The sequence below is a fragment of the Salaquimonas pukyongi genome (assembly GCF_001953055.1).
GTDB classification, from domain to species: Bacteria; Pseudomonadota; Alphaproteobacteria; order Rhizobiales; family Rhizobiaceae; genus Salaquimonas; species Salaquimonas pukyongi.
Genome location: NZ_CP019044.1, coordinates 1,422,269 through 1,446,817 on the forward strand (window position 1 = coordinate 1,422,269; position 24,549 = coordinate 1,446,817).

Consider the following 24,549-nt stretch of genomic DNA (forward strand, 5'->3'; position numbering starts at 1 on the left):
GGGCGCCGTCGTTTGGGGCGGACTTGAAAGGCGGACATGAAGGACAGCGCCAGCCATATGGCCAAAGGATATGGACGCAGGAACGCAGCCGGCCTGCTGTTGGCCACTGCCTTCCTGTTGACGGCCCTTGCCGCGGCCACACCCGCCAGCGCCCAAAGAGCGCTGTGCCGCTCGCTGCAGGCGGAACTGGCCGCCGTGGAGACGGGCAGGGGCGCGGGAAGCTCCGCCCGCTACAAGGAATATGACCGTGCGGTGCGCCAGCAGGAACTGCAGATAAGAAAGACAGAACGCGCTGCACGGCGAAACGGCTGCAACCGCCGCCGTTCCAATGTCTGCCAGCGGATCAATTCAAGCCTTGCCGCCATGATTGCCAATCTTGAAAGCCTGCGCCGCCAGCGCGACCGGCTCGCGCCGCGCAAGGCAACCAGCCGCGACCGCGAGCGCATCATCCGTTCCATGCGCAACAATGGCTGCCTCGACAATGACCGTTCCACCGTCACCGTGCGCCGCCAGCAACAACAGCAGCCCGCACGCTCCGGGCGCAGGACCCTGCTCGAGCAGATATTCGGAACCAAGACCTATTCCGACACCGGCGCCCATGGGGAAGTTGATCCCAACATGCACCGCCGCTTCGGCACGTTCAGAACCCTGTGTGTGAGAACCTGCGACGGTTATTATTTTCCCATCAGCTTTTCGACCACATCGGACCGCTTCATCACCGATGAGGACCAGTGCCAGAAAATGTGCCCGGGCACGCAAACCGAGCTCTTTTTTCACCCCATGCCCAACGGGGACGCGGAACAATCGATTTCCTTCCGCAGCGGCGAACCCTACCAGAACCTGCCCAACGCCTTTGCCTACCGAAAGAATGTCGATACGTCCTGCACCTGCCGCTATCCAAAACGCGAGTTTGAGGAAGTCGCCGGGACCGAGCCTGATCCGGCTGAGCAGAATGACAGAAGCATCCCCGTTCCCCAATTCCGCATCGACCGGGATCTCGATCTCGACGGCCTCGCGCTGGCCGGGGGCAGGCTTTCGGCAAAGCGCCTCATCGCGCTGGCAAACCGGCGTGAAAGTGAACCTGCCGCAAACGGCAGTTCGCGTATCAGGATAGTCGGGCCAGAGTTCTTTCCCGTCCAATAAACGGTAACAGCGCCGCCAGTTCCGGTCCGTGACCTTCCCCCGTCAGCGCTTTTCTGAGCGGCATGAACAGGCTCTTGCCCTTGCGGCCGGTTTTTTCCTTAACGCTCGCTGTCCAGACACTCCAGGTGGTTTCGTTCCAGGGCTCGTCCGGCAGCAGTTCTGCCGCCGTTTGAATGAACTCGGCATCTTCAGCGTCGATTTGCGGGGTTGCGCTTTCAACACGCTGCCACCAGAAGGCTGCCTCTTCCACCTTGTCGATGTTGCCGCGCACCGCATTCCAGAACGTTTCCCCGCCGCCAACGCCCGCGGCTGCGAGCCGGCCGGCCACCGCGTCAAACGGCATCTCATGCACCAGCCTGGCATTCAGCTTGTCCAGTTCGCCAACATCGAATTTGGCCGCCGATTTTGTAACCGAGGCGATGTCGAAATGGCTTACCAGTTCGTCCATGGAGGCAATCGCCTCCACCGGGCCTGAAGTGCCGATCAGTGTGGCGAGCGAGGCAACGGCCATCGGTTCGTAATGGTCGTCCGCCAGCGCCTGCAGCGACAGCGATCCCAACCGCTTTGAAAGCCCTTCGCCGGATGCTGTCGTCAGCAGGTTGTGATGGCCGAAACCCGGTGCATCGGCGCCCATCGCCTCGAAGATGGCGATCTGCACCCCGGTATTGGTGACGTGATCATCGCCCCGGATGATATGGGTAACCCCCATGTCGATATCGTCGACAACGCTTGGCAGGGTATAAAGCCAGCTTCCGTCCTCGCGCACCAGAACGGGATCGGAGAGCGACGCCAGATCGACGGTCTGGGGACCGCGCACCAGATCGTCCCAGTGAACTTCCGTGCGTTCCGGCTTGAAGGGATCCCCCTTGTGGTTTGGCAGCAGAAAGCGCCAGTGGGGTGTGCGGCCTTCTGCGCTAAACCCCGCAAGTTCCTCTTTGCTGTAGCGCAATCCGGCCCGGTTATAGACAGGCGGCAGGCCGCGCATGGCCAGCCGCTTGCGCTGACGGTCAAGTTCGTCTGCGCTCTCATAGCAGGCATAGAGCAGGCCGGCATCCTTCAGCTTCCGCGTTGCCGCTTCGTGTGCCTGCATGCGTTCGGACTGACGTTCGACGCGGTCGGGGGTAATGCCGAGCCAGGCAAGGTCGCGGGCAATGCCCTCTGCATATTCCTGTTTTGAGCGCACCCGGTCGGTGTCGTCATAGCGCAGGATGAAGGTTCCGTTGTTCTGACGCGCGTAAATCCAGTTGATCAGCGCCGTTCTGGCATTGCCGATATGGATGTTGCCGGTGGGCGAGGGGGCGAAACGGACGGTAACGGTCATGCGGGTCGGGTATCCAGACGTTCGGTGTTGGCTCTGGCGATGAGTTTGCGCGCTACAAACAGCATTACGGCGCTGGCCGCAAGACACCACAGGCCCATGACGAAAATCTGTTTTGGATAGGCAATGCCGGCATCGATCAGAATGCCGCTCACGCCCGGCCCCAGGGCGCTGGAAAGCACCATCAGGGCAACGGTGATGGCGCGGATGCCGCCCAGATGCAGCGTGCCGTAGATTTCCGGCCACAGCGCGCCGAACAGGGTGGAGAAAAAGCCGTAGGAAATGCCCATCAGCCCCATGAAGAGAAAGATGCCGCTTTCACCGGTCACCAAGGACAGGGCAAAGCAGGAGGCAGCAAGGGGCAGCAGAAAGACCGGCAGGATCGCCGGTGCGCCGAAGCGGTCGATGAGCTGGCCGCAGATCAGCGCGAACAGAACCGTCATCGCTGCCATCAGCGAGAAGGCGGCCGCAAAGGCATTAAGCTCCCAGCCGCGCAATTCGACCAGATAGGCCTGATGAAAGAAGATGGTCGTGCCGATGAAGGAAGGCGCGAGCACGCCGGTCAGCATCACCCAGAACAGCGCATCGCGCATGACCTCGCCCCGCGTCCAGTCCCTTGCCACGCGCGGCCTTGCCGGCCCCTCATTGGTGCCCGGTACGCGCTCCACCCGCATCAGGCCGTAAAGCACCGGCAAGGCGATGAAAACCAGCAGCGCGGCCATGGCAAGCCAGGAGTGGCGCCATCCAACGGCGGCAAACAGCGATACCATGGCGATCGGCAGCAGTGCTTCGCCGCCCTGAAGGCCGACCGTGGCGATGGAAACCGCCGTGCCGCGCCTTGCAGCATACCATTTGCCCATGGCCGTCATGGCAGTGTGGCTCATCATGCCCTGGCCAAACAGCCGAAGCAGGTAGAGCGTCAGCCCGAGCAGCACCACCGATCGGGACCTGGACATCAAAAAGCAGGCAAGACCCAGCATGGGAATGATAAAGGCGGTTGTTGTGGCAATCGACAGGCGATCGACGACCCGTCCCAGCCAGGTCAGCGTTATCGCGCTTGCCAGCGTCGCCAGCATGTAGAGGGAGCCCCACTCGCCGTTCGACAGCCCGTATTCGGCGCGAATTTCACCGCCCGAAAGCGCGATAAAAAACGTCTGGCCGAACGAAGAGAAGAAGCACAGCAAAAACCCGCCGCCAATCCAGCGGGCATTATCGCGAAGAAAGGTGAAAATGGTCATGTGGCCTGCTGCACCGGCTTTGTTGTAATGGAAATCTATCCCCTGTCCCGATACCGGTTGGTGATCGGATAGCGCCGGTCGCGGCCGAACTGCTTGCGGGTGATTTTTACCCCCGGCGCCGATTGCCGCCGCTTGTATTCGGCGATGTAGAGCAGGTGTTCGATGCGGTGCACAATTTCCTCGTCATGGCCGCGGGCGACGATCTCTTCCGTCGACATTTCCTTTTCCACAAGACATTCCAGAATGTCGTCGAGCACGGGGTAGGGCGGCAGGGAATCCTGATCCGTCTGGTCAGGCCGCAATTCGGCCGACGGCGCCTTGTCGATGATGTTCTGCGGGATCACCATGCCCGTGGGGCCCTTGCAGTCCGGCGGATGGTGCTTGTTGCGCCAGTCCGCCAGTTCATAGACCCGCATCTTGTAGAGGTCCTTGATCGGATTATAGCCGCCATTCATGTCGCCATAAAGCGTGGCATAACCCACCGACATTTCCGACTTGTTGCCGGTGGTGACCACCATGGAGCCGAACTTGTTGGAAATCGCCATCAGGATAACGCCGCGCGCCCGCGATTGCAGGTTTTCCTCCGTTACCCCTTCATCGGTGCCGTCAAAGGCGGCATCGAGCGCTGCATGAAAGCCCTTTACCGGTTCTTCAATGGGGATGACCTCATAACGCGTGCCCAAAAGTTCGGCGCATTCGGCGGCATCCTTGAAACTGTCTTTCGAGGTATATTTGTAGGGCAGCATGATGCAGCGCACGCGTTCCTCGCCCAGGGCATCAACGCCCATCGCCGCACAGATCGCCGAGTCGATGCCGCCGGAAAGCCCCAGCACCACATTCTTGAAGCCGTTCTTGTCGACATAATCGCGCAGACCCATCACACAGGCGCGCCAGTCGGCCTCGTCGGCATCGGGCAGGCGGGCAAGCGCATGGGTATCGCAGGTCCACTCATCCCCATCGCGCCGCCAGGTGGTAGTTACCACGCTTGCCTCGAACTGGTTCATCTGAACGGCAAGCGTCTTGTCGGCGTTCATGACGAACGAACCGCCGTCGAAAACCAGTTCGTCCTGGCCGCCAAGCTGGTTGGCATAGACCATGGGAAGGCCCGATTCGATGATCTGGCGGATCACCACCTGCTGACGCACCTCCATCTTGTCGCGGTAATAGGGCGAACCGTTGGGCACCAGCAGGATTTCGGCGCCTGATTCGGCCAGCGTCTCGCAAACGCCCATCTCGCCCCAGATGTCCTCGCAGATCGGAATGCCGAGCCGCACCCCGCGGAAGTTGACCGGCCCCGGCATGGGGCCGGCGGCAAACACGCGTTTTTCGTCGAATTCGCCATAGTTCGGCAGATCGGCCTTCATTCGCCAGGTCTTGATTTTGCCCCCGTCCAGCACGGCAACGGCGTTGTATACCTCGTCCTTGTGCACATAGGGCGAACCGATGACGATGCCGGGGCCGCCATCGGCGGTCACTTTCGCCAGTTCTTCCACCGCCTCCATGCAATCGCGCAGAAAGGCCGGTTTGCGCACCAGATCTTCCGGCGGATAGCCGGAAATGAACAATTCGGTGAAAAAAACCAGATCGGCATGGCTGCGTGCAGCATCGCCATGGGCTTCGCGGGCAAGCGCCAGATTGCCGGCAATGTCGCCCATGGTCGGATTTTGTTGCGCTATCGCGATGCGCAGCGTGTCGGGGCGTTTGGCCATCGCGTTTACCCCTCCTGATGATGAATGGCATCAACGGCAGCAATCGCCGAAATGTTGAAGACCCCGCGGGAGGTCACCGCCGGCGTCAGCACATGGGCGGCCTTGGCCGTTCCCAGCAGGATCGGGCCGACCTGCAGCCCGTCTGCCATCTGCTTGGCAACCGAAAGCGTGATGTTTGCGGCGTCCAGGTTGGGAAAGATCAGCAGGTTCGCATGTCCCTTGAGCCGCGACATCGGCATCACCCGGTCGCGGATCAGGCGTGAAAGCGCCGTGTCGCCATGCATTTCGCCGTCGACCTCGAGTTCGGGGTCGAGTTCGTGCAGGCGCTCGGCCGCCTTGCGCATTTTCAGGGTCGAGGGCGTATCGCGCGAACCGAAATCGGAAAACGACAGCAGCGCCGCCTTTGGGCGGATGCCGAAACGCTGCATGGCGCGGCAGGCAAGCTGGGTGGTGGCGACGATTTCATCCTCGCTCGGCTCCTCGCGTACATGGGTGTCTGCCAGAAACATCTCCTTGTTCTGGGTGAGCAGCAGGCTGAGGGCAGCAACATCCGTAACGCCGTCTTCAAGCCCGATGATCTGGCGCACATAGTTGAGATGGCGTGAAAACCGTCCTTCAAGGCCGCAGATCATCGCATCGGCGTCCCCGCGATGGACCGCAAGGGCGGCAATCACCGTGGTGTTGGTGCGCACCAGCAGCCTTGCGGTTTCCGGCGTCGTTCCCCGCCGCCCTGTCAGCATCATGTATTCTTGCACATAATCCTGGTAGCGCGGGTCGCTTTGCGGGTTGATGATTTCGAAATCCTTGCCGGGTTTCAAGCCAAGGCCGAATTGCGCAAGGCGCTTTTCGATCACTTTCGGGCGGCCAACCAGGATCGGCGCAAAAGCGTGCTCCTCGATGCCCACCTGTGCAGCCCGCAACACCCGCTCGTCCTCGCCATCGGCGTAGATCACCCGCTTTTGCTGTGAGCGTGCCTTTTCGATGATCGGCTTCATGATCAGGCCGGAACGGAAGACGATCTGGGAGAGTTCGTCCTGATAGGCCTTAAGGTCCTTGATCGGGCGTGTGGCGACGCCGCTTTTCATGGCAGCTTCGGCAACCGCCGGCGCAATGCGCATGATCAGCCGCTGATCGAAAGGCGAGGGGATGAGATAATCGATGCCAAAGCGCTTGGGTGTCATGCCGCCCGGCATGGCGGTGGCATCGGCCGGCTCCGCCTTTGCCAGTTCGGCGATCGCATGGACCGCGGCAAGCTTCATGTCCTCGTTGATCGTCGTTGCGCCGCAGTCCAGCGCACCGCGGAAGATGAACGGGAAACACAACACGTTGTTGACCTGGTTTGGATAGTCCGAGCGCCCGGTGCAGATCATCGCGTCGGGCCGTGCCGCCATGGCGATTTCCGGCATGATTTCCGGCGTGGGATTGGCCAGCGCCATCACCATCGGCTTTTCCGCCATCTCCTTCAGCATTTCTGGCTTCAAGATACCAGCCGAGGAAAGGCCAAGGAACACATCCGCCCCTTCCATGATGTCCGTCAGGCTGCGGGCATTGGTCTCCTTGGCATAAGCTTCCTTGTAAGGGTCCATGCGCTCCTTGCGGCCCTTGTAGATGACGCCCGCTGAATCGGAGACCCAGATATTGTCGCGGTTGGCGCCCATGGAGACCAGGATGTTCAGACAGGCAATCGAGGCAGCGCCCGCACCCGATGCAACGATCTTGGTGTCGCAAAGTTGCTTTCCGGCCAGTTCCAGCCCATTGAGGATGGCCGCCGCGGCAATGATCGCCGTTCCGTGCTGGTCATCATGAAAGACCGGAATGTTCATGCGTTCGCGCAAACGCTTTTCGATCTCGAAACACTGCGGTGCCTTGATGTCTTCAAGGTTGATGCCCCCGAAGGTGGGCTCCAGCGCTGCCACCACATTGCAGAACTTCTCCACGTCGGTTTCATCGACCTCGATGTCGAACACGTCGACCCCGGCAAACTTCTTGAACAGAACGGCCTTGCCTTCCATCACCGGCTTGGAAGCCAGCGCACCGATATTGCCCAAGCCAAGCACGGCAGTGCCGTTGGAGACGACGGCAACCAGATTGCCGCGTGAGGTGTAGTCGCTCACCATCGCAGGATCGTCGGCAATGTGCAGGCAGGGCGCGGCAACGCCGGGCGAATAGGCCAGCGCCAGATCACGCTGGTTGCCCAGCGGCTTTGACGGCACGATCGCCAGCTTGCCCGGATGGGGATAGCGGTGAAAGTGCAGCGCTGCTTCTTCCAGTTCGCTGGCCGGCTTGTAGCCGCCCGGTTTCTGTTTTTTTGTTTTCTTGATATCTGACATTAATAAAACTCTATATGACCTTGTTTTAAAATTAGAATGCGTTTGGATTTAGGCCGCCATCCATCAGGAAGTTCTGGCCCGTCATATAGCCGGCATGCGCCGAACACAAAAACGCGCACAGGGCGCCGAACTCGCTTGGTGTTCCAAATCTCCCGGCAGGAATGGCGGCAATCGAAGCAGCCTCTTCGTCCGCAAGGCTCGTGCCTTTTTTGCTGGCTGAATTCTCAAGGTTGGAGCGGATGCGGTCTGTATCCATCTTTCCCGGCAGGATCTGGTTGATGGTGACATTGTCTTTCGCGGTGGTGCGCGCAATGCCGGCCAAAAATGCCGTCAGCCCCGCTCTTGCACCCGATGACAGGTCGAGGCCGGGAATGGCCGAATAGACCGACAGGGACGTGATGTTGACGATACGGCCAAACCGGCGCTTCACCATCCCGTCGAGCGATTTCTGCACCATTTCGATGGGCGTCACCATGTTCTGCACCACGCCCTCGAGAATTGCCTCCCGCCCTAGCTCGCGGAAGTCACGCGGCGGCGGGCCGCCATTGTTGTTGATGAGAATGTCCGGCTCGGGGCAGGCGTCGAAAACATGCATCTGCGTTAGCGGATCGGAAATGTCGCCCAGCACCACGATAACCTTCGAGCCGGTGCGCTCCTGGATATCCCTTGCTGTCTGGTTGGTGACCTCAGGGTTGCGCCCGTTGAGGAAGACTGTGCAGCCGGCGTCTGCCAGATGTTCGGCGCAACCTCTCCCCAGGCCGCGGCTGCCTGCGCATACGATTGCCTTTCTTCCGGCAATTCCCAAATCCATGTCCTGCCTCTCCTCACTTCCAACGGGCACATCACGCCTGCTTACCGTACACAATCCTGTCTGAAAGCTGTCACACCTCTGTCAAGCCGCCGTCATGCAAATCAAGCAAGCCGGCTGCAGCGGCTACCAAGGATGGGGACGATTAAGTGCAACAATTCAGAACCGTATTTCTCTCGGATGTTCATCTTGGTACGGCAGGATGCCAGGCGGCACAACTGTTATCCTTCCTCAGGCAGGTTGAAGCGGACCGCTATTATCTGATCGGTGACATTGTTGATGGCTGGCGCCTGCGCAAGGCCTGGTATTGGCCCCAGGAACACAACGACGTTGTCCAGAAATTGCTGCGCAAGGTGCGCAAGGGCGCCGAGGTCAAATACGTTGCCGGCAATCATGACGAGTTTCTGCGCAGTTATCTGGGCTCGCATTTCGGCGGCATCGAGATTTGCGACCGCCAGGTCCATGAAACAGCCGATGGCAGGCGGTTTCTGGTCATCCATGGCGACCAGTTCGACGTTGTCGTTCGCCACGCCAAATGGCTCGCCTATTTTGGTGATTGGGCCTACGTATTCGCCCTGTGGGCCAACACCTGGCTGAACAAGGTGCGCCGTCAGTTCGGCTTTCCCTACTGGTCGCTTTCGAACTGGGCAAAGCTTAAGGTCAAGAATGCTGTCAATTTCATCGGCGAATTCGAGGTTTCACTCGCCAGCGAGGCACGCGAACACGGTCTGGACGGGGTCATTTGCGGCCACATTCACCATGCCGTCATCGCCGAGCGGGCAGGCATTCAATACTGTAATACCGGCGACTGGGTGGAAAGCTGCACCGCCATTGTTGAAACGCAAAAGGGCAATCTGGAACTGATCCGCTGGGCGGATGAAAATGCCGGTGAAGACGATCGAACCATCCTCCTGCCGGCAGATGGCAAATCCGGCAGCGGGCGGATGCGCAAGGCCGCCTGATGAACATTCTCCTCGTCACCGACGCCTGGCACCCCCAGGTAAACGGCGTCGTGCGAACGCTGGTCAACGTTATCGGCGAATTGAAGCGGCGCGGTCACAACGTTATCACCGTCACCCCTCAGGATCATGTCAGCGTTCCCATGCCCACTTATCCCGAGATACGCCTGTCGCTGACGACTGCCCGCCCGATGCGCAAGCTCTTGGCCGATGCGGCGCCGGATGCGGTGCACATTGCAACCGAAGGCCCTCTTGGACTGGCGGCGCGAAAAGCCTGTCTGCAACTGGGCTGGCGGTTTTCAACCAGCTATCACACCCGTTTTCCCGAATATCTTAACGCCCGCCTCCCTGTGCCGGTGGATTGGACCTACGGCTTTTTGCGCCGCTTTCACAATGCGGGCAATGGCTGCCTGGTGGCAACCCGGTCCATGGCACAGGAGTTGCGCAAAAAGGGTTTCAACAACCTTGTGGCCTGGACCCGTGGCGTCGATCATGAACTGTTTAATCCGGCCCATCGGCGCGAGAACCCGCAAAAGGACGGGCCTTATGCCGGGCTGGAACGGCCGGTTTTCCTCAATGTCGGTCGCATCGCCACGGAAAAGAACATCGATGCCTTTCTGGCGCTTGATCTGCCGGGGACCAAAGTAGTCGTTGGCGACGGCCCGGACCTGCCCAAGCTGAAGGCGAAGTATCCCGGCGCCGTATTCCCCGGTGTGCACAAGGGTGTTTTGCTGGCAGAACACTATGCCAATGCCGATGTCTTTGTTTTTCCCAGCCTTACCGACACCTTCGGCAACGTCATTCTGGAAGCCCTGTCATGCGGCTTACCGGTTGCCGGTTTTCCCGTGCCCGGTCCCATCGATATTCTTACCGACCCGGCATGCGGAGTGGTCGATGCCGACCTGCGCCGCGCCGCGCTTTGCGCGCTCGATCTTGACCGCGCCGCCGCCCGCCGCCACGCCCTTGGTTACACTTGGCAGGCTTGCGCCGGAATTCTGCTTTCCGTACTCAAGACCAATCTGCGCGAAGCGGCCTGAACCTATTGTAATTCGGCCGCGCTTGGGTAAAGGCTTGGCTCTTTGGAGTAAGCCCGTGCCGGACAAGGTAGTGCCTCCCGCATTCGATGATGTTGTTGCCGCCGCAGGCCGCCTTGAAGGCATGGCGGTGCACACGCCGCTGCTCAATTCAGCCTATCTTGACGAAGTGGCGGGCTGCCGCGTCTACCTCAAGCCGGAATGCCTGCAGCGCACTGGTTCCTTCAAGTTTCGCGGTGCCTACAACACCATTGCCTCCATGTCCCCGCAGGAGCGTGCCAACGGCGTTATTGCCGTCTCGTCCGGTAACCATGCCCAGGGCGTTGCAGATGCTGCCAGCCTTCACGGCATTCCTGCGACGATCATCATGCCCGCCGATGCACCCAAAACAAAGATCGACCGGACCAGGCGGCTTGGCGCGCAAATCATCCTTTACGACCGCATGAACGAAGACCGCGAACAGGTCGCCGCTGGCCATCGCGAGAAAACCGCCGCCGCCTTCATCCACCCCTTCAACGATCCGCGTGTCATTGCAGGGCAAGGAACCGCCGCGCTTGAAGCCTGCCGGGACCTGCAGGCGCGTGGCGAAGAAAATCTTGACCACGTGCTGGTTCCCACCGGTGGCGGCGGCCTGACTTCCGGGACAGCGCTTTCGGTTGCGCACTTTTTTTCCGGCGCGCAAGTCCATACCTGTGAGCCGGAGGGGTTCGATGATTACCGGCGCTCGCTTGCCTCGGGCAGGCTGGAAAAAAATCCGGCCGAGGGTGGTTCGGTCTGTGACGCGGTGCTCACCCCCAGTCCTGGCGAAATCGGCTTTGCCCTCAACCGCCAGCTGGCAGGTCGGGGCTTTGCTGTTTCTGACGAACAGGCATTGCAGGCCGTTGCCTTCGCCTTCCGCGAGCTGAAACTGGTGGTGGAACCGGGCGGCGCGGTGGCGCTGGCAAGCCTTTTCAAGCACAGGGAGCATTTTGCCGCAAAGACAGTGCTGGTGGTTCTGTCGGGCGGCAATGTCGACCCCGGTATGCTGCAAAGGGCGGCAGAACTGCCGCAGATCCGGTGAATCTGCCACAGGCGGGTGAAACCCCGCCACCCTGGTTTGCCACCCGTCTGGCACTGGGATTCAGCGCCAATTTCATCTTTGTCGGCCTGTACCTGCCGTATTTTCCGGTCTGGCTGAAAGCCCAGTCCTTAACGCCGTTTGAAATCAGCACGGTGCTTTCCATGTCGCTGGTCATTCGCGTGCTGGCTTCCGGTCAGGTCATGGCCTTTGCCGACCGATATCATGACCGTTCGGTATTATTGTCGAACCTCTATGTGGCCTCGGCCCTGTCTGTCCTGCTGTATCTTTTTACCGGTAGTTTCTGGCCGATCCTGGCCGTGACATTGCTCTACAATTTCTTCTTCAATCCGGTTTTGCCGCTGCTGGACGCCATCACCCTTGCGGGGGTGCGCCGCTATGGCACTGACTACGGGCGCATCCGCATCTGGGGTTCGCTCGTCTTTGTGCTCGCCAATCTTGGCGGCGGGTGGCTTTTGGCGTCAGGTGAGCCGCAACTGCTGCTCCATGCGATCATTGCAGCCATGGTGGCGGGGGCAGCGATATCCTTCGTCATCCCCCGCATTGGCCGCCGCCAGGCCGCCTCTCCCCATGGGCAAGAAGCCCTCACACGGCGCAAACTGCTTGCCAACCGGCCCTTTCTGCTGGTTCTGGCAGCAAGCGGGCTCGGCCAGGCAAGCCACGCCCTTTTGTACGGTTTCGGATCGATTTACTGGCAGACACTGGGGTTTTCAGGCGTTTTCATCGGGCTTTTATGGGCGATTGGCGTCTTTGCCGAGATTGCAGTGTTTCAGTATTCCAAAGCCGTCTTTGCCCGTCTTTCACCGGTTCAGGTCATTGCAGCGGGCTGTGCCGGTGGCGCCCTGCGCTGGGCGCTGTTTCCCTTTGTGGATGGCGGGGCAGCGTTTCTTGCCCTGCAAATTCTGCACGGGCTTTCCTTCGGTGCCGTCCACATCGGGCTGATGCACTACATCATGGAGGCGGTTCCGGAAGAAAATCTCGGCGCTGCCCAGGGCGCCGGTTTCGTCCTGGGTGGCATTGCCATGGGGGCAGGGGTGTTCTTCTCCGGGCCGCTATATGACGGTTTGGGCGCCCATGGTTTTCTCATCATGACCGCGGTCTGTCTGGCAGCATTGGCACTTCTGGCTTTTTACAGGGTCATCCCCACAGGGCCTGCGGCGGTGGTGAAATAAGCGAACCGGGAAATTCGATCGGTGGCTTACGGTCCTCAGCCAGCAGCAACGGCCCGTCGAGATCGACGAATTCGGCATCCTGGGCAATGAGCATGGCCGGCGCCATGGCAAGGGACGTTCCCACCATGCAGCCCGTCATGATCTGAAAGCCGAGCGTTCTTGCTTGCTTCTGCAATGCCAGCGCCTCGGTCAGGCCGCCCGCCTTGTCGAGCTTGATGTTGATGCAATCATAGCGCTCGCGCAATTGGCCAAGTTCTTCGCGCGTATGCAGACTTTCATCTGCGCAAACGGGGACAGGCCGCGACACCGTCTGCAACATCGCATCCTTGCCGGCGGGCAAGGGCTGTTCCACCAGGGCAGCGCCCGCTTTTGCCGCCTCCGCCATCAGCGGCTCGAACAGGGCCTCGCTCCAGGCTTCATTGGCATCGAGGATAAGCGTTGCCTGCGGTGCGCCTTCGCGCACTGCAGTCAGGCGCTCGCCAACGCCATCGCCGCCGAGCTTTATCTTGAGCAGGTCGCGATGGGCGGCCTTTTGGGCATCGGCACGCATTTTTTCAGGATCGCCAAGGCTGATCGTATAGGCAGTTACCACGGGTTTGAGCGGTGCAAGACCGGCAATCTCGGCTGCGGTTTTGCCGCGCTTTTTTGCTTCCAGGTCCCACAAGGCGCAATCGACCGCATTGCGTGCTGCACCTGCCGGCATGATGTGCTGCAGATCGGCCCGCGAACAGCCCGACTGGATTTCCGTTCTTGCAGCCTCGATCGCGGCGGTAACGGTTTCGGCGGTTTCGCCGTAACGCGGGTAGGGGACGCACTCACCATGGGCCTTAGCCCCCTGGTCTTCAAGGATGACCCGAACCACATGCGCCTCGGTACGCGCACCCCTTGAAATGGTGAAACTTCCGGCGATGGGAAACACCTCCCGCAGGATGCTCAGTTTTCTTGCCACGCAATCAGCCTTTCAACGCCGTTTCAATTTGACTGCGGCAGGTTTATGGTGCTGCGGTGACACAGGCAAGGGCTGTTACCATCATGTCCGCCTGGCACAGGTAAAACCGAGTAACCCGGCGGCAAACCCGCAGCGAAACGTATGAACATCCAGCCATCAAACGAAACCGCCGATAACGGCGCGCCAGCCAAAGCGGCCCTGCTTCCCGTTCTGCGGGAGGACGACCGCATGGTCGCCAGGCCGGAAGGCGATTGGCTGGTTGCCGAGTCGGGCGAAATGGCGCTCGCGGTGGCGGAACTGGAAAAAGAGCTTGCCGGCCTTGCGGGCAGCAAAACCGCGCTGAAGGTAGACCTTTCAGGCCTTGAAAGTGTCGATACGTCCGGTGCCTGGCTGATCGTTCGCCTGGTGCGCAGTGCCGGTGAACACGGCATTCAATGGGAACTGGTCAATGCCGGCAGCCATGCCAGCCGCCTGATCGGCGCCATTGATTTTCAAGTCGGCGAGCATCTTGACCGCCACAAGCGGCAAAACGCGCTGGTTCGAACCGCCAACAGCCTGGGCCGCGTGGTGAACACCTTGTGGGTGGACACGCTGATGGGGCTCAACGTGATTGGCGCTGCCATCCGCGGCCCGCAGCTCAAAGCCGGCCGCCGCGGCAGCGTGCGCCCCATATCCATCGTCCATCACATCGACCGGATGGGCCTGCGGGCCGTGCCGATCGTAACCCTGATGTCGTTTCTCATCGGCGCCATCATTGCCCAGCAGGGCGCCTTTCAGCTGCGTGTCTTCGGCCTGGAGGTCTGGGCTGTCGACCTGGTCGGCATCCTGCTGCTGCGCGAAGTGGGCGTGTTGCTGACCGCCATCATGGTGGCAGGCCGCTCCGGCAGTGCGATGACCGCCGAAATCGGCTCGATGAAGATGCGCGAAGAGGTGGACGCGCTGACGGTGATCGGGCTCAATCCCATTGGCGTACTGGTCTTTCCGCGCCTCGTTGCGCTGACCATTGCGCTTCCGCTGCTGACCTTCCTGGCCAACATGGCAGCCCTTGCAGGTGCCTGCCTTGTTCTGCGGTTTTATGCCGGCATCAGCATTGAGGACTTCATTTTGCGGTTGCGCGCCGGGATTGACCTTTCCACTGTGTTTTCCGGCCTGATCAAGGCCCCCTTCATGGCCCTGATCATTGGCACCATGGCAGCGGTGGAAGGCATGAAGGTGGAAGGCAGCGCCGAGAGCCTCGGCCGCAGAACGACCGCTGCAGTGGTCAAGGCGATCTTCTTCGTCATCGTCGTGGACGGGCTGTTCGCCATGTTCTATGCGGCCATCGATTATTGAGCGCACCATGGCAATAAAGACAACAAAACCGGAAAAAAACGGCCAGCCACATGGCGAAGTGGTCTTGTCGGTTCGCGATGTCGATGTCTCCTTTGGCGACCGGCAGATATTGAAAGACCTGGATCTCGATGTATATCGCGGCGAAATCCTAGGCTTTGTCGGCGCCTCGGGGGCGGGCAAGTCCGTGCTGATGCGGGCCATTTTGGGCCTCAACAAGATGAATGCCGGCAAAATCCGCCTGTTCGGCCACGACTACCGCAAGCTTTCCGAGGAAGAGCGCTTTGCGCTCGACCAGCGCATCGGTGTGATGTTCCAGCACGGCGCGCTGTTTTCCTCCCTGTCGGTGATCGACAACATCAAGGTGCCCTTGCGGGAATATCTCGATCTGCCCAACGCACTCATGGAGGAACTGGCACGGGTAAAGATCGGCCTGGTCGGCCTGCCGCAGGATGCCGGCCGCAAACTGCCGTCCGAACTGTCCGGCGGGATGATCAAGCGTGCGGCCCTGGCGCGTGCCCTGGCGCTTGATCCCGAATTGCTGTTTCTGGACGAGCCGACTTCCGGGCTCGATCCGATCGGTGCGGCTGAATTCGATGAACTGATTGCCACCTTGCGCGATACGCTGGGTCTGACCGTTTACATGGTCACCCACGATCTCGACAGCCTGTTCCTGGTCTGTGACCGTATTGCCGTTCTGGCGGAAAAAAAGGTGCTGGTGGCTGGCGATATTGAAACAATGCTGGCATACAACCACCCTTGGGTGCAGGCCTATTTTCAGGGAAAAAGGGCCAGGCTGGTCAACCGGGACAATCGGCGTTTGGTGCAGACATAATGGAAACACGGGCCAATTTCGTCGCAGTGGGTTTTTTCACCATGGCCGTCATCCTGGCGAGCTTTGGCTTCATCTATTGGGTTGCCCAATTGGATGAGGACGTTGCCCAGCGCCCGATCACCATTTCCATTCGCGGTGTGGTAACCGGGCTCGCGCCGGGCAGCGCCGTTCATTTCAACGGCATCAAGGTCGGCAAGGTCACCCGTGTGGTGTTCAATCCCGACGATCCGCGCGAAGTCCTGGCGCTGGCCCAGGTCAATGAGGACACGCCGGTGCGCGCCGATACCACCGCGACCATTGCCGCCCAGGGGCTGACCGGTGTCTCCATCGTGTCGCTGAAAGGCGGAACGCCCACTGCCAAGTCGCTGTTCGATATCGCCGAGCCCGGTCAGATACCCAGGATTACCGCCCGCCCTTCAGCGGTCGCCGATATTCTGGAGACAGTCAGGGACGTCTCCAGCAAGGCCAACGATGCCCTTGGCACGCTTAAAGCCTTTATCGAGGAAAACCGAACCCCGGTCTCCAATGCCGTCAAGAATCTTGAAACATTTTCGGAGGCGCTGGGCCGCAATGCCGATGGCGTCGACGAGTTTCTGGAGAGCGCTTCGGGCATTGGCAATTCGCTGGCCGATCTTGGCTCCAAGATCGACGGCACCGCCAAGGGGCTGGAGCGCATCGTTGCAGCGGTTGAGCCCGAAAAGGTCAAAACCACGGTCGACAATGTGGCGGCCTTCTCCTCCGATTTGCGCAAGGGCGGCGAGCGCATCGAGAGCGTGGTGGTATCGGTTGAAAAAGTGGCCAAACAGCTTGAAACCATCTCCACCAAACTCTCGGGCACACTGGACAAGGCCGACGGGGTACTTGCTTCCGTCGAGCCGGAAACCGTCAAGCAGGCGATTACCGATATTCGCGAGACGGCATCGGGCGCCCGCCAGGTTGTCGCCGATGCCCGGACGGTGACGAAGACCTTCACCGACCGCCAGCAGGACATCGACAAGATCATCACCGACGCCAGGCAGATGGCCGAACGGCTGAACCAATCCTCCACCCGGGTTGACGGCGTTCTGGCCAAGCTGGACGGTTTTCTCGGCGCCGATGGCAGCGGCGATGTCATGAAGGATGTGCGTTTGACGCTGGCCGAATTCCGCACTGTTGCAAAAACCATGCAGACCTCGATCAACTCGATCACCGGCGGCATTAGCCGATTTACCAACAGCGGATTGGGCGATATACAGGCGCTGATCACCGATGCCCGCCGTTCGGTCAACCGGATTGACCGGGTGGTCGGTCAGATCGAGCGCGATCCGCAGCGCTTTCTGCTTGGCGGGGGCGGGGGTGTGCGCACCTACAATGGAAGGCCACGCCGATAGGCGGCCTTTGGGGCGGCAGGCATCCTGGAATGCAGGGGTCCTGGAACAATGACATGGGGCGTGGCGCGAGGTTGCTCCAATTCGGGCAAGTAAAGCGCTTTGAGAGGTAAATCAGTAATGCGTAAGCGGGGTGCGCCATATCAGATTTCGCAATCGGCGCCGGGTGTGGTGGTGAGACACTTGCGCATGCAACTGCTTCCCGCCGCTGCCGGCCTGGCGCTGGCGCTTGCCGTTTCCGGCTGCACGTCGCTGCTTGCCGGTCCTGCTCCAAGCACCTACGATCTGACGGCGCTGGAAACCGTGCCGGGCCTGCGGGGAGGGACCCGTGCCCAGTTGCTGGTTCTTGAGCCCACCGCCCTGAAAGTGCTCGACAGCGAACAGATCGTCATCAAGCCGTCCGAAGCGGAAGTCGAGTATATCGCCAGGGCGCAATGGACAGACCGCCTGCCCAAGGTTGTGCAGGCAAAGCTGGTCGAAACCTTTGAGAATACGGGCCGGGCGAGGGCGGTTTCAAAACCCGGGGAGGGGCTGGTCATCGATTATCAGCTGGCCAGCGATATCAGAGCCTTTGAAGCCAACCTGCAGGAAGGCAGCGTTGCCAAGGTCTCGATTTCGGTGAAACTCGTCTCCGACCGTACGGGCCGGGTCGTGCGCACCCGGGTATTCACCGCATCGGTCCCGTTGGGCGGCACAGGTGGCCTTGCCGTGGCAACGGCGCTCGACGACGCCTTCGATCTGGTGTCGGCGGACATTGTCAAATGGACTTATTCGGGCGTGTAATGCCAACGCCGCTCACGGTCGCCGCGCGCGATATCCGGACAGTTTTCAGACAGGCTTGCATATCAGTTGCCGAAGCGGCCCGCGGCATGTGCCAGCATGGTGTAGACCTTGCCGGTATCCGACGTCAGGTATGTCTGCGTCATGATGTTGTCGCGGTCCTTGGCTGCAACATCCTTCAGCAGCCGCTCGAAATCGTCCACATAACGGTCCACGGCGCGCCGGAACTCCGGCTCGCTTGAATATTTGTGGCGGATTTCGTCGAATGTCTGCTGCCCCTGAAGGGTATAGAGCCGCCGCGTGAACACATTGCGCTCTCCGCGCTGATAACGCTGCCACAGGTCAATCGAGGCTTCATCGTCAATCAGCCGGGCAATGTCCATTGACAGCGCGTTTAGGCTTTCAATGCGGTGCAGGTCGCTTTGCTGCGGCTGGCGCCCGCCGCCGGGCGCATAGGGGCTGGCGGGAGCGCTCCGGTCTTCTTGCGATGCCCGGCGCAGCAGATCGCTGACCCAGCCGTCATTTGCCGCTTCTGCCGGCGTTTGCGGCGCCGGGATGGGGCCGGTAGCGGCCGGGCGCTGCGTCTGCGGGGGAAAATCCCGCTGGGGTGCAGCATGAGCCTGCGTTGGCGCTTGCGGGCGGGGCGCAGCCTGTGTGCTTGCTACGTTCTGGAGGCCCGGTGCGGGTTGGGGGCTTGGTGCAGGTTGGGGGCGAGGGGCGGCAATCGGCCGCTTGGCACCGGCACTGGCAAACTGCTTTGCCGGGGTTGCCTGGGCTGGTGCGGTATCGAGTGCCTTGCCCGATTTGGTGACAATCTCCGACAGGTCGCGCAGGGCGGCAATCTGATCGGCGACGACCTTGCGCATCGCATCGGCGCTCTGGCGGGTTTCCTCCGGCAGTTCCATGACACCGCGGCGCATCTGGTTGCGGGTTTCTTCCAACTCGCTCTGGATTTGCTGTGCGGCATGGCGCATCGCCTCGGTGGCGGCGGAAAAGCGCTGTGTGGTTTCCTCGATTGCCGTGCCCACTTCCGATGATACCGTGCTGCCGACCAGACGCGAGCGTTGTGTCATTTCGTCCATGGTCTTGGTCAGCATGTTGCCGAAGGCCGCCATCGACTGTTCGATTTCGCTGGTACGCGCCGAAAGGCCAGCGGCAAGCTCGGTAAGGGCGCCCTCGCGGTCTTCCAGCGTCTGGGAGAAATTGCGCTGTGCATTGTCGATAAGCGAGGTTGCTTCCTCAAGCATCTGACCTTGTTTTTCAAAACGGCCGGCGATGTCGCCGATATTGGCCAGCAGGTTTCGGACGGTTTCCTCCATCTTCAGATGGGTGGCATTGGCCAAATCGCTTGACTGCTCCACATCGCTGCGGGCCTTGCCCACTGTCTCTGCCATGTTGGCGGCCTGGAAGGAGATTGTTTCCCGCATGCTGGCAAGATCGGTGCCGGCCTGGTCGATCAGCACGCCCATCGAACTGGTGACATCGCTGAGGCTGGTAAGCAGGGCACCAACATCCTCCTTGACGGACGCATGGACAGTGCCGAGCTTGCCGGCCACCTCGTCTCCCTGGGTCTTGATCTGTTCGACCAGGGGCAGGGCGGTGGAATCGAGGATTTCCGAGAGCTCCTTCGAGCGGCTTTCCAGAAGTTCGTTGAATTCCCTGGTCTTGGCTTCCAGCATGCGCTGGCTTTCGGTCAGGCCGCTTCCCAGGCTGTTCTGGATGATGTTCGCCCGTTCGGTAAGGATGGTGGAAATGGCTGCTGATTTTTCATCGATTGCGCCGACCGTCGACTGGATTTTTGAATCAAGTTCGGCGGCAATGGCATTCTGACGCTCCTCCAGCATCTTCGAGAAAAGACCGTATTTGCTCTCGACCGCCTTGGTGATGCCGGCTTCGCCGGTCGCCATGATACCGCCAAGCTCCGTCAGTTTCTCGTCCAGAACCTCGCTGATGCCTTTCTTGCGGCCTTCAAGCTCTTCGGCAAATGTCGCCGTTTTGGCGTCTATCGATTGGCCGATTGCCGCGACGCGGTTTTCAAGGGTGGAGGCAAATCCGTCCGATTTGCCATCGATCTTGGCAATCATGTCCTCGGTGCGCCGGTCGAGATTGCCCAGCAGCTTGTCGCTTTTCTCATCCAGGCCGCTGGCGAAGTTGATGGTCTGGGTGTCGAGGCCGCTGAAAAGGGCCTCCGAGCCGGCAGAAAGCGTTTCGGCAAGCCGGGTCGATTTTTCTTCCATCAGGCTGGCTAGCGTGGCGGCGTTGTTTTCCACCGATTGCGTCAAGGAGTTGAGGCGTGCATCGAGTTGCTGAATGAGCGACTGGCTTTGTGCATCCATGCCCTCGACAAGCTTGCGGTTTTCGCCGTCGAGGCTTTCGCGGATCTCCGCCGCCTTGGCGTTGACGGCAGTCAGGCCGTTCATCAGCGATGCCGCGATGTCGGCATGCTGCTTGTGTATCGCCTCTTCCAGCTTCTTGGAGCGCTGGGCGATGCCTTCGCCCACCGATTGAATGGAGGTTTCAAGCCGGTTCTGGCGCTCGTCCAGCATGCCGGTAAAGCTGGCGAACTGATTGCCCACGTCGCCGGAGAAGCTGTCGAGGCGCGCCTTCAATGCTTCGTTGACGGCGGAAGTGCGTTCGGTCAGCACCTTGTCGAGTTCGGCGGTTCGCCCGCCCAGCGTTTCCACAAAGGCGGCGCCCTTGTTTTCCAGGGAGTCGTTGAGGGCAGCCAGCCGCGCATCCAGCAGGGATTTCAGGCTATCGCCCGTTTCTGCCATTCGCGAGGAAAAGTCCGACACCCGGATGCCGATCGAATCCTCGAAGTCCCGGGTGAGGGATTCAGTTTGTTCTTTGAGCTGAGTCGACCGGGTCTGCATCAGATTGGCAACGGTGGAGCCGGCCAGCGATATCTGCTCGTCGAGATCGCGGGTTCTGGCCATCAGCGTTTTTTCCAGCTCCGCAGTGCGGTCTGAAAGCCTGGATTCAAGCTCCGTGCCGCTGGAGGAAAGCAGGGAAACCAGCCGCTCGCCGGCTTCACCGAGAGAGGCGGTAATGCCGTGTTCGCGTGTTTGCAGCGTGTCGCTCAATACGCTGGTCGCTTCTTCGATGGCGCCCTTGATGCGCCCGCTTGCAGCATCCAGTTCTTCCGCCAGTCCGGTATGGGAGCCGGCAATTGAATCGCGAAGCTGTGCGGCATGTCCGATGACGCTTTCGCGTTCCGTCGAAATGTCCGACAACAGCGTACGCAGGCGGACTTCAGAGTCCGAGTAGGAGCGCTGCAGGTTCAAGACCTCGTTCTGCACCATGCTTTCCAACTGTCCGGCGCGGGCGAGGGCGCGTTCCACACCGTCGCTCATGGCTGCAACCTCGCGGCGGATGGCACTGCCCACCGAACGAATGGAATCAGAGGCAATCGATTCTGGCTGCATCAGCCGTATGGCGGCTTCCGTCATGGAGCCTGCTGCCTGCCGCATTTCCTGCGCCCGCCGCAGCAGCGTGGCATAGGCCCACATCATCATGACCGGAATGATGGCAAGCCCGGCATAAATGTAGGATTGCGGATCGCTCAGGCGTTCAAGCAGCGGAATGGCCGGGTCCAAAAGGCCGGGCTCGTTTGTCCGGACATAATACCAAAGCAGCGCCAGCCACAGCACAGAACATATCGCGGCAATAACCAGCGGCATGCGGGAAGGCTTCTTCTGCAGGCTGTAAACCAGTTCGGAAACCGCGTTGCGCGTCTCGTCATTGGCCGGAACCAGATAAGGGTTTTCCGCTTCATCCCGGTCAACGGGCGCATCGCCGGCGGGAAGCCGGGCCGAGGGCGCGCTGGCAGCGGTATTTGTTGTGCTGCCGGATTTTTTTGAACCGCCGGTTTTTGCCTTGGCATCGCCGTTTTCCTCGGCCTCGCGCAAGTCACTGGCGGCAGCGGCAAGCTTTTCCTCCAGTTCGTTGAACAGGGCATCGCCGTCATCTGCCGCCTGGCGCGTGGCTTCATCGAGATCATCAAAGGAGACCTCAATGTCCAGTGCCTTCTCGACGGCCTGGGCTACCGCATCGGTTTCAAGCTTTTTGCCGGACTTGCTGGCCATGGTCGGTTACTCTTGCATCCCCGTTTCGCCGCTCCGGGCCAAGCCCGGCTGCCGGTATGGCAGTCGTGTGTGGGCCTTGATTGTTGCAGAAAGCTGGATGCCGATTGAAGGCGGCTGGCTGCGAAAAAATCGCCAAGCCGTGTCCGCGCCCCTGGTCACCCTCGTATCGGCAGCTGGTTAACCCTGGTTACCGGGCGCTCCTGCTGCCGTCTTGCCGCAAGCCAATCTACATGGCACACTGTGGTTGAGGGTACAATAAATCGGCTTTGCTGTTCAGCAAATAGTTAAAACAAGGTTAAAAACCGGCAGGGATGCGCGCTCCTTATGGCTTGCCGGATGATGAAAACCGCTTTTTGCGGCGCCCGAACGGGCCATCCTGGAGTGCGTCATGACCGTCGTTCAAATGCCACGCAAGGACCAAACGCCTGAAAAATCAGGCAATTCCCGAAAAGTCCCGGCGTCAGCCGCTGAGGGGAATTCTGCCGCCGGCAGGGTCAGCCAGGCGCAATTGCGCTATCTGCGCCTCGGACTTGGCCAGCCAGGCGGCAAACTGCCGCTGTTTGACCAAGGCGGCCAGGAAATCAAGCCAGCCACAATCAAAAGCTGTATCGAAAAGGGTTTGGCAGAACCATGGTTCTCAAATCCGGTAAAGCCCGGCTGGCTGGTTTGCCGGTTGACGGAAGAGGGCCGCAAGGCTGCCGAGCGCGGACTTTCCTGATTTTGCCATTCCATTGGGCGGCTGTTTTGACAGAGGCCACCTGCCGCTTTCCCGTCAGTAAGCAACTTGTTTACCCCCACCTGCTAACCTGTTTTGCGGGAGACCGTAAAGCAGGAGTTGTTTTATGCCGATGGCGCTAAAGCGGGATGTGGTCGAAGCCCGCCACCGCGAGGGGAACGCAAAGCCGGTCGATCTGGTTCATCTGGGAAACCAGACACAAGGCGATCAGGCTCTGGAAGCTGAAATCCTCTCCATGTTCAAGACCCAGTCCCGGATCTATCTGAAGATGATGCTCAACAGCTGCGATGTCACCAATCGCATCCGTGCAGCCCATTCGCTGAAGGGTGCCGCACGCGGTATCGGGGCCTTTGATCTGGCAGACCGGGCAGCCGATGTGGAATCTCCCCGCCATGGCGGGTATCAGGAGGTCGAGGCCGAATTGGAACGGGTCATCGGCTATATCGAGGAATTGGGGGCCTGATCCCGATCAAAGAGCCAGGGCGGTGTTTCGCTCCAGGGTGCCGACTGCCTGGATAATCGCGGCAACCGCCTGCTGCTCTTGACTTGCAGCCATCTTTGCTTAAGTGCAAACTGCCCGGGCAGAAAACGCCAATTCATGATCTGGCCTGCGGCAACAAGGCCGTCGCAGTCAGGAAATTCGCCACACCCCGCAAGCCGCGTCTTCATCACAAAACCCGTTCCGGAGTTCTGGCCGCAGCAAGAAGCTGCAAGAGGAAGTCTACATGCCGAAAATCACCTATGTCACCCATGACGGAAAGTCCCACGAAGTGGAGGCCGCAGTCGGCACCACGGTGATGGAAAACGCCATCAAGAATTCCGTGCCGGGCATCGAGGCCGAATGCGGCGGTGCCTGCGCCTGCGCCACCTGCCATGTCTATGTTGATGACGCCTGGCAGGAAAAGACCGGCGAGGCCGACATCATGGAAGCTGACATGCTGGACTTCGCCTATGAGCCGAAGGAAAGTTCGCGCCTGTCCTGCCAGATCAAGGTGACTGAGGAACTGGATGGCCTGGTGGTCCAGGTTCCCGAAAAACAAGCATAGATATCAATAAATTATATAAGTAATTTAAAGTAATAGATCAGGAATCCTTGCGCAGTCTTGCAAACCGCCTCTGTTCCTGGGCATCGAATGCCAGCTGGGCAGATTCGTGCTCTTTCATGATTTTATTATAGGTGGCGGCGATGCGCTCGCGCATGGTCTGGCAATCGGTAACGGGCGGCAAAGCGGATATTTCCTGTTCGGCCTGCTCGGCAAACTGGTCGGCGATCGACACATGCACCGCCTCATGCAGCCGCGCATAGGACTCGATGTTGTCGAGGGCGCTTTTCAGCTTCCTGTCGGCGGCCCTGCGGCGGGTAAAGCGCGGCAGGGTGACATTGGCATGCACCCGGACCTTGGCGCTGGTCACCCGGCACTGTCCGCCGACATTACCAAAGCGGATGGCAGGGGTCATGCGCACACTGGTTGCCGCAATCGCCTTGCCGACGCCGGGGACTTGCGGTCCGTGCAGGGCAATCTGGCGATCGAGCTCGCTGAATGAGTCGCCGCCCACATCGTAGTAGCCGACATTGACATTGGTACGTGACGACACGGCGGTACAGCCGGCAACGAGCGCCAGCAGTCCGATGGTCATCCACTTGGTAAGCCGCATTCTGGTTTCTTTCGTGCCTTTAC

The 24,549-nt window shown here is 60.2% G+C and carries 20 protein-coding genes; 12 read left to right on the plus strand and 8 right to left on the minus strand.

Annotated elements, in window-relative coordinates; all coding sequences use genetic code 11:
- Positions 1–36: 36 nt before the first annotated feature.
- Positions 37–1,143 carry a DUF2865 domain-containing protein gene (locus BVL55_RS06900; protein WP_075996275.1) on the plus strand — a complete coding sequence of 369 codons (1,107 nt, stop codon included), beginning with the start codon at positions 37–39 and terminating at the stop codon, positions 1,141–1,143.
- Here the strand turns inward: BVL55_RS06900 and gltX are convergent.
- From gltX to BVL55_RS06925, 5 genes are read right to left on the minus strand one after another with little or no spacing between them, the layout of a single operon-like run.
- The gene (gene gltX / locus BVL55_RS06905; RefSeq protein ID WP_075996276.1) at positions 1,106–2,464 is read right to left on the minus strand and encodes a glutamate--tRNA ligase; all 1,359 of its coding nucleotides are present in this window, start codon (positions 2,462–2,464) and stop codon (positions 1,106–1,108) included. The genes BVL55_RS06900 and gltX overlap by 38 nt on opposite strands.
- Positions 2,461–3,699, minus strand: coding sequence for an MFS transporter (locus BVL55_RS06910; RefSeq protein ID WP_075996277.1), 1,239 nt, complete (start codon positions 3,697–3,699; stop codon positions 2,461–2,463). The genes gltX and BVL55_RS06910 overlap by 4 nt, the downstream gene beginning before the upstream one ends.
- Positions 3,700–3,734: 35 nt before the next feature.
- On the minus strand, positions 3,735–5,408 hold the full coding sequence (locus BVL55_RS06915) for an NAD+ synthase (RefSeq protein WP_075996278.1): 1,674 nt from the start codon (positions 5,406–5,408) through the stop codon (positions 3,735–3,737).
- A 5-nt stretch (positions 5,409–5,413) separates the two neighbouring features.
- Entirely contained in the window at positions 5,414–7,738 is a 2,325-nt protein-coding gene (locus BVL55_RS06920) for an NADP-dependent malic enzyme (RefSeq protein ID WP_075996279.1), read from the minus strand.
- Positions 7,739–7,769: 31 nt separating this feature from the next.
- On the minus strand, positions 7,770–8,549 hold the full coding sequence (locus BVL55_RS06925; protein WP_075996280.1) for an SDR family oxidoreductase: 780 nt from the start codon (positions 8,547–8,549) through the stop codon (positions 7,770–7,772).
- Positions 8,550–8,695: 146 nt separating this feature from the next.
- Between BVL55_RS06925 and BVL55_RS06930 the strand changes: the two genes are divergently transcribed.
- From BVL55_RS06930 to BVL55_RS06945, 4 genes are all read left to right on the plus strand, one after another.
- Complete coding sequence (locus BVL55_RS06930) at positions 8,696–9,508, plus strand: UDP-2,3-diacylglucosamine diphosphatase (protein ID WP_083649412.1); 813 nt, start codon at positions 8,696–8,698, stop codon at positions 9,506–9,508.
- Positions 9,508–10,542 carry a glycosyltransferase family 4 protein gene (locus tag BVL55_RS06935; protein ID WP_075996281.1) on the plus strand — a complete coding sequence of 345 codons (1,035 nt, stop codon included), beginning with the start codon at positions 9,508–9,510 and terminating at the stop codon, positions 10,540–10,542. Before BVL55_RS06930 ends, BVL55_RS06935 begins: the two co-directional genes overlap by 1 nt.
- Before the next feature lie 121 nt (positions 10,543–10,663).
- Complete coding sequence (locus BVL55_RS06940; protein WP_075997982.1) at positions 10,664–11,599, plus strand: threonine ammonia-lyase; 936 nt, start codon at positions 10,664–10,666, stop codon at positions 11,597–11,599.
- The gene (locus tag BVL55_RS06945; protein WP_075996282.1) at positions 11,596–12,789 is read left to right on the plus strand and encodes an MFS transporter; all 1,194 of its coding nucleotides are present in this window, start codon (positions 11,596–11,598) and stop codon (positions 12,787–12,789) included. Before BVL55_RS06940 ends, BVL55_RS06945 begins: the two co-directional genes overlap by 4 nt.
- On the opposite strand, the gene dgcA is transcribed toward BVL55_RS06945, so the two are convergent.
- Positions 12,755–13,738, minus strand: a complete 984-nt coding sequence (gene dgcA, locus BVL55_RS06950; RefSeq protein WP_075996283.1) for an N-acetyl-D-Glu racemase DgcA — start codon at positions 13,736–13,738, stop codon at positions 12,755–12,757. The two genes, BVL55_RS06945 and dgcA, sit on opposite strands and share 35 nt — an antisense overlap.
- A 141-nt stretch (positions 13,739–13,879) precedes the next feature.
- Between dgcA and BVL55_RS06955 the strand changes: the two genes are divergently transcribed.
- From BVL55_RS06955 to BVL55_RS06970, 4 genes are all read left to right on the plus strand, one after another.
- Positions 13,880–15,070, plus strand: a complete 1,191-nt coding sequence (locus tag BVL55_RS06955) for an ABC transporter permease (protein WP_083649413.1) — start codon at positions 13,880–13,882, stop codon at positions 15,068–15,070.
- Between the two features lie 7 nt (positions 15,071–15,077).
- A complete protein-coding gene (locus tag BVL55_RS06960) occupies positions 15,078–15,902 on the plus strand; it encodes an ABC transporter ATP-binding protein (RefSeq protein WP_075996284.1) in 825 nt (274 codons plus the stop codon).
- Complete coding sequence (locus BVL55_RS06965) at positions 15,902–17,272, plus strand: MlaD family protein (RefSeq protein WP_075996285.1); 1,371 nt, start codon at positions 15,902–15,904, stop codon at positions 17,270–17,272. The genes BVL55_RS06960 and BVL55_RS06965 overlap by 1 nt, the downstream gene beginning before the upstream one ends.
- 117 nt (positions 17,273–17,389) lie before the next feature.
- Positions 17,390–18,052: an ABC-type transport auxiliary lipoprotein family protein gene (locus tag BVL55_RS06970; protein ID WP_083649414.1), complete on the plus strand. Its 663-nt coding sequence runs from the start codon at positions 17,390–17,392 to the stop codon at positions 18,050–18,052.
- A 62-nt stretch (positions 18,053–18,114) separates the two neighbouring features.
- On the opposite strand, the gene BVL55_RS06975 is transcribed toward BVL55_RS06970, so the two are convergent.
- Positions 18,115–22,134: an apolipoprotein A-IV repeat region-like domain-containing protein gene (locus BVL55_RS06975; protein WP_075996287.1), complete on the minus strand. Its 4,020-nt coding sequence runs from the start codon at positions 22,132–22,134 to the stop codon at positions 18,115–18,117.
- A 388-nt stretch (positions 22,135–22,522) separates the two neighbouring features.
- Here BVL55_RS06975 and BVL55_RS16815 point away from each other — a divergent pair, with 388 nt between their 5' ends.
- The 3 genes from BVL55_RS16815 to BVL55_RS06990 all read left to right on the plus strand — a co-directional run bounded on the left by BVL55_RS16815 (position 22,523) and on the right by BVL55_RS06990 (position 23,916).
- A complete protein-coding gene (locus tag BVL55_RS16815) occupies positions 22,523–22,852 on the plus strand; it encodes a hypothetical protein (RefSeq protein ID WP_205410852.1) in 330 nt (109 codons plus the stop codon).
- Positions 22,853–22,976: 124 nt separating this feature from the next.
- Entirely contained in the window at positions 22,977–23,333 is a 357-nt protein-coding gene (locus BVL55_RS06985) for an Hpt domain-containing protein (RefSeq protein WP_075996288.1), read from the plus strand.
- Between the two features lie 262 nt (positions 23,334–23,595).
- Entirely contained in the window at positions 23,596–23,916 is a 321-nt protein-coding gene (locus BVL55_RS06990; protein ID WP_075996289.1) for a 2Fe-2S iron-sulfur cluster-binding protein, read from the plus strand.
- Positions 23,917–23,953: 37 nt separating this feature from the next.
- Here BVL55_RS06990 and BVL55_RS06995 read toward each other — a convergent pair whose 3' ends face one another.
- Positions 23,954–24,526 carry a DUF922 domain-containing protein gene (locus tag BVL55_RS06995; RefSeq protein ID WP_075996290.1) on the minus strand — a complete coding sequence of 191 codons (573 nt, stop codon included), beginning with the start codon at positions 24,524–24,526 and terminating at the stop codon, positions 23,954–23,956.
- Positions 24,527–24,549: the final 23 nt, after the last annotated feature.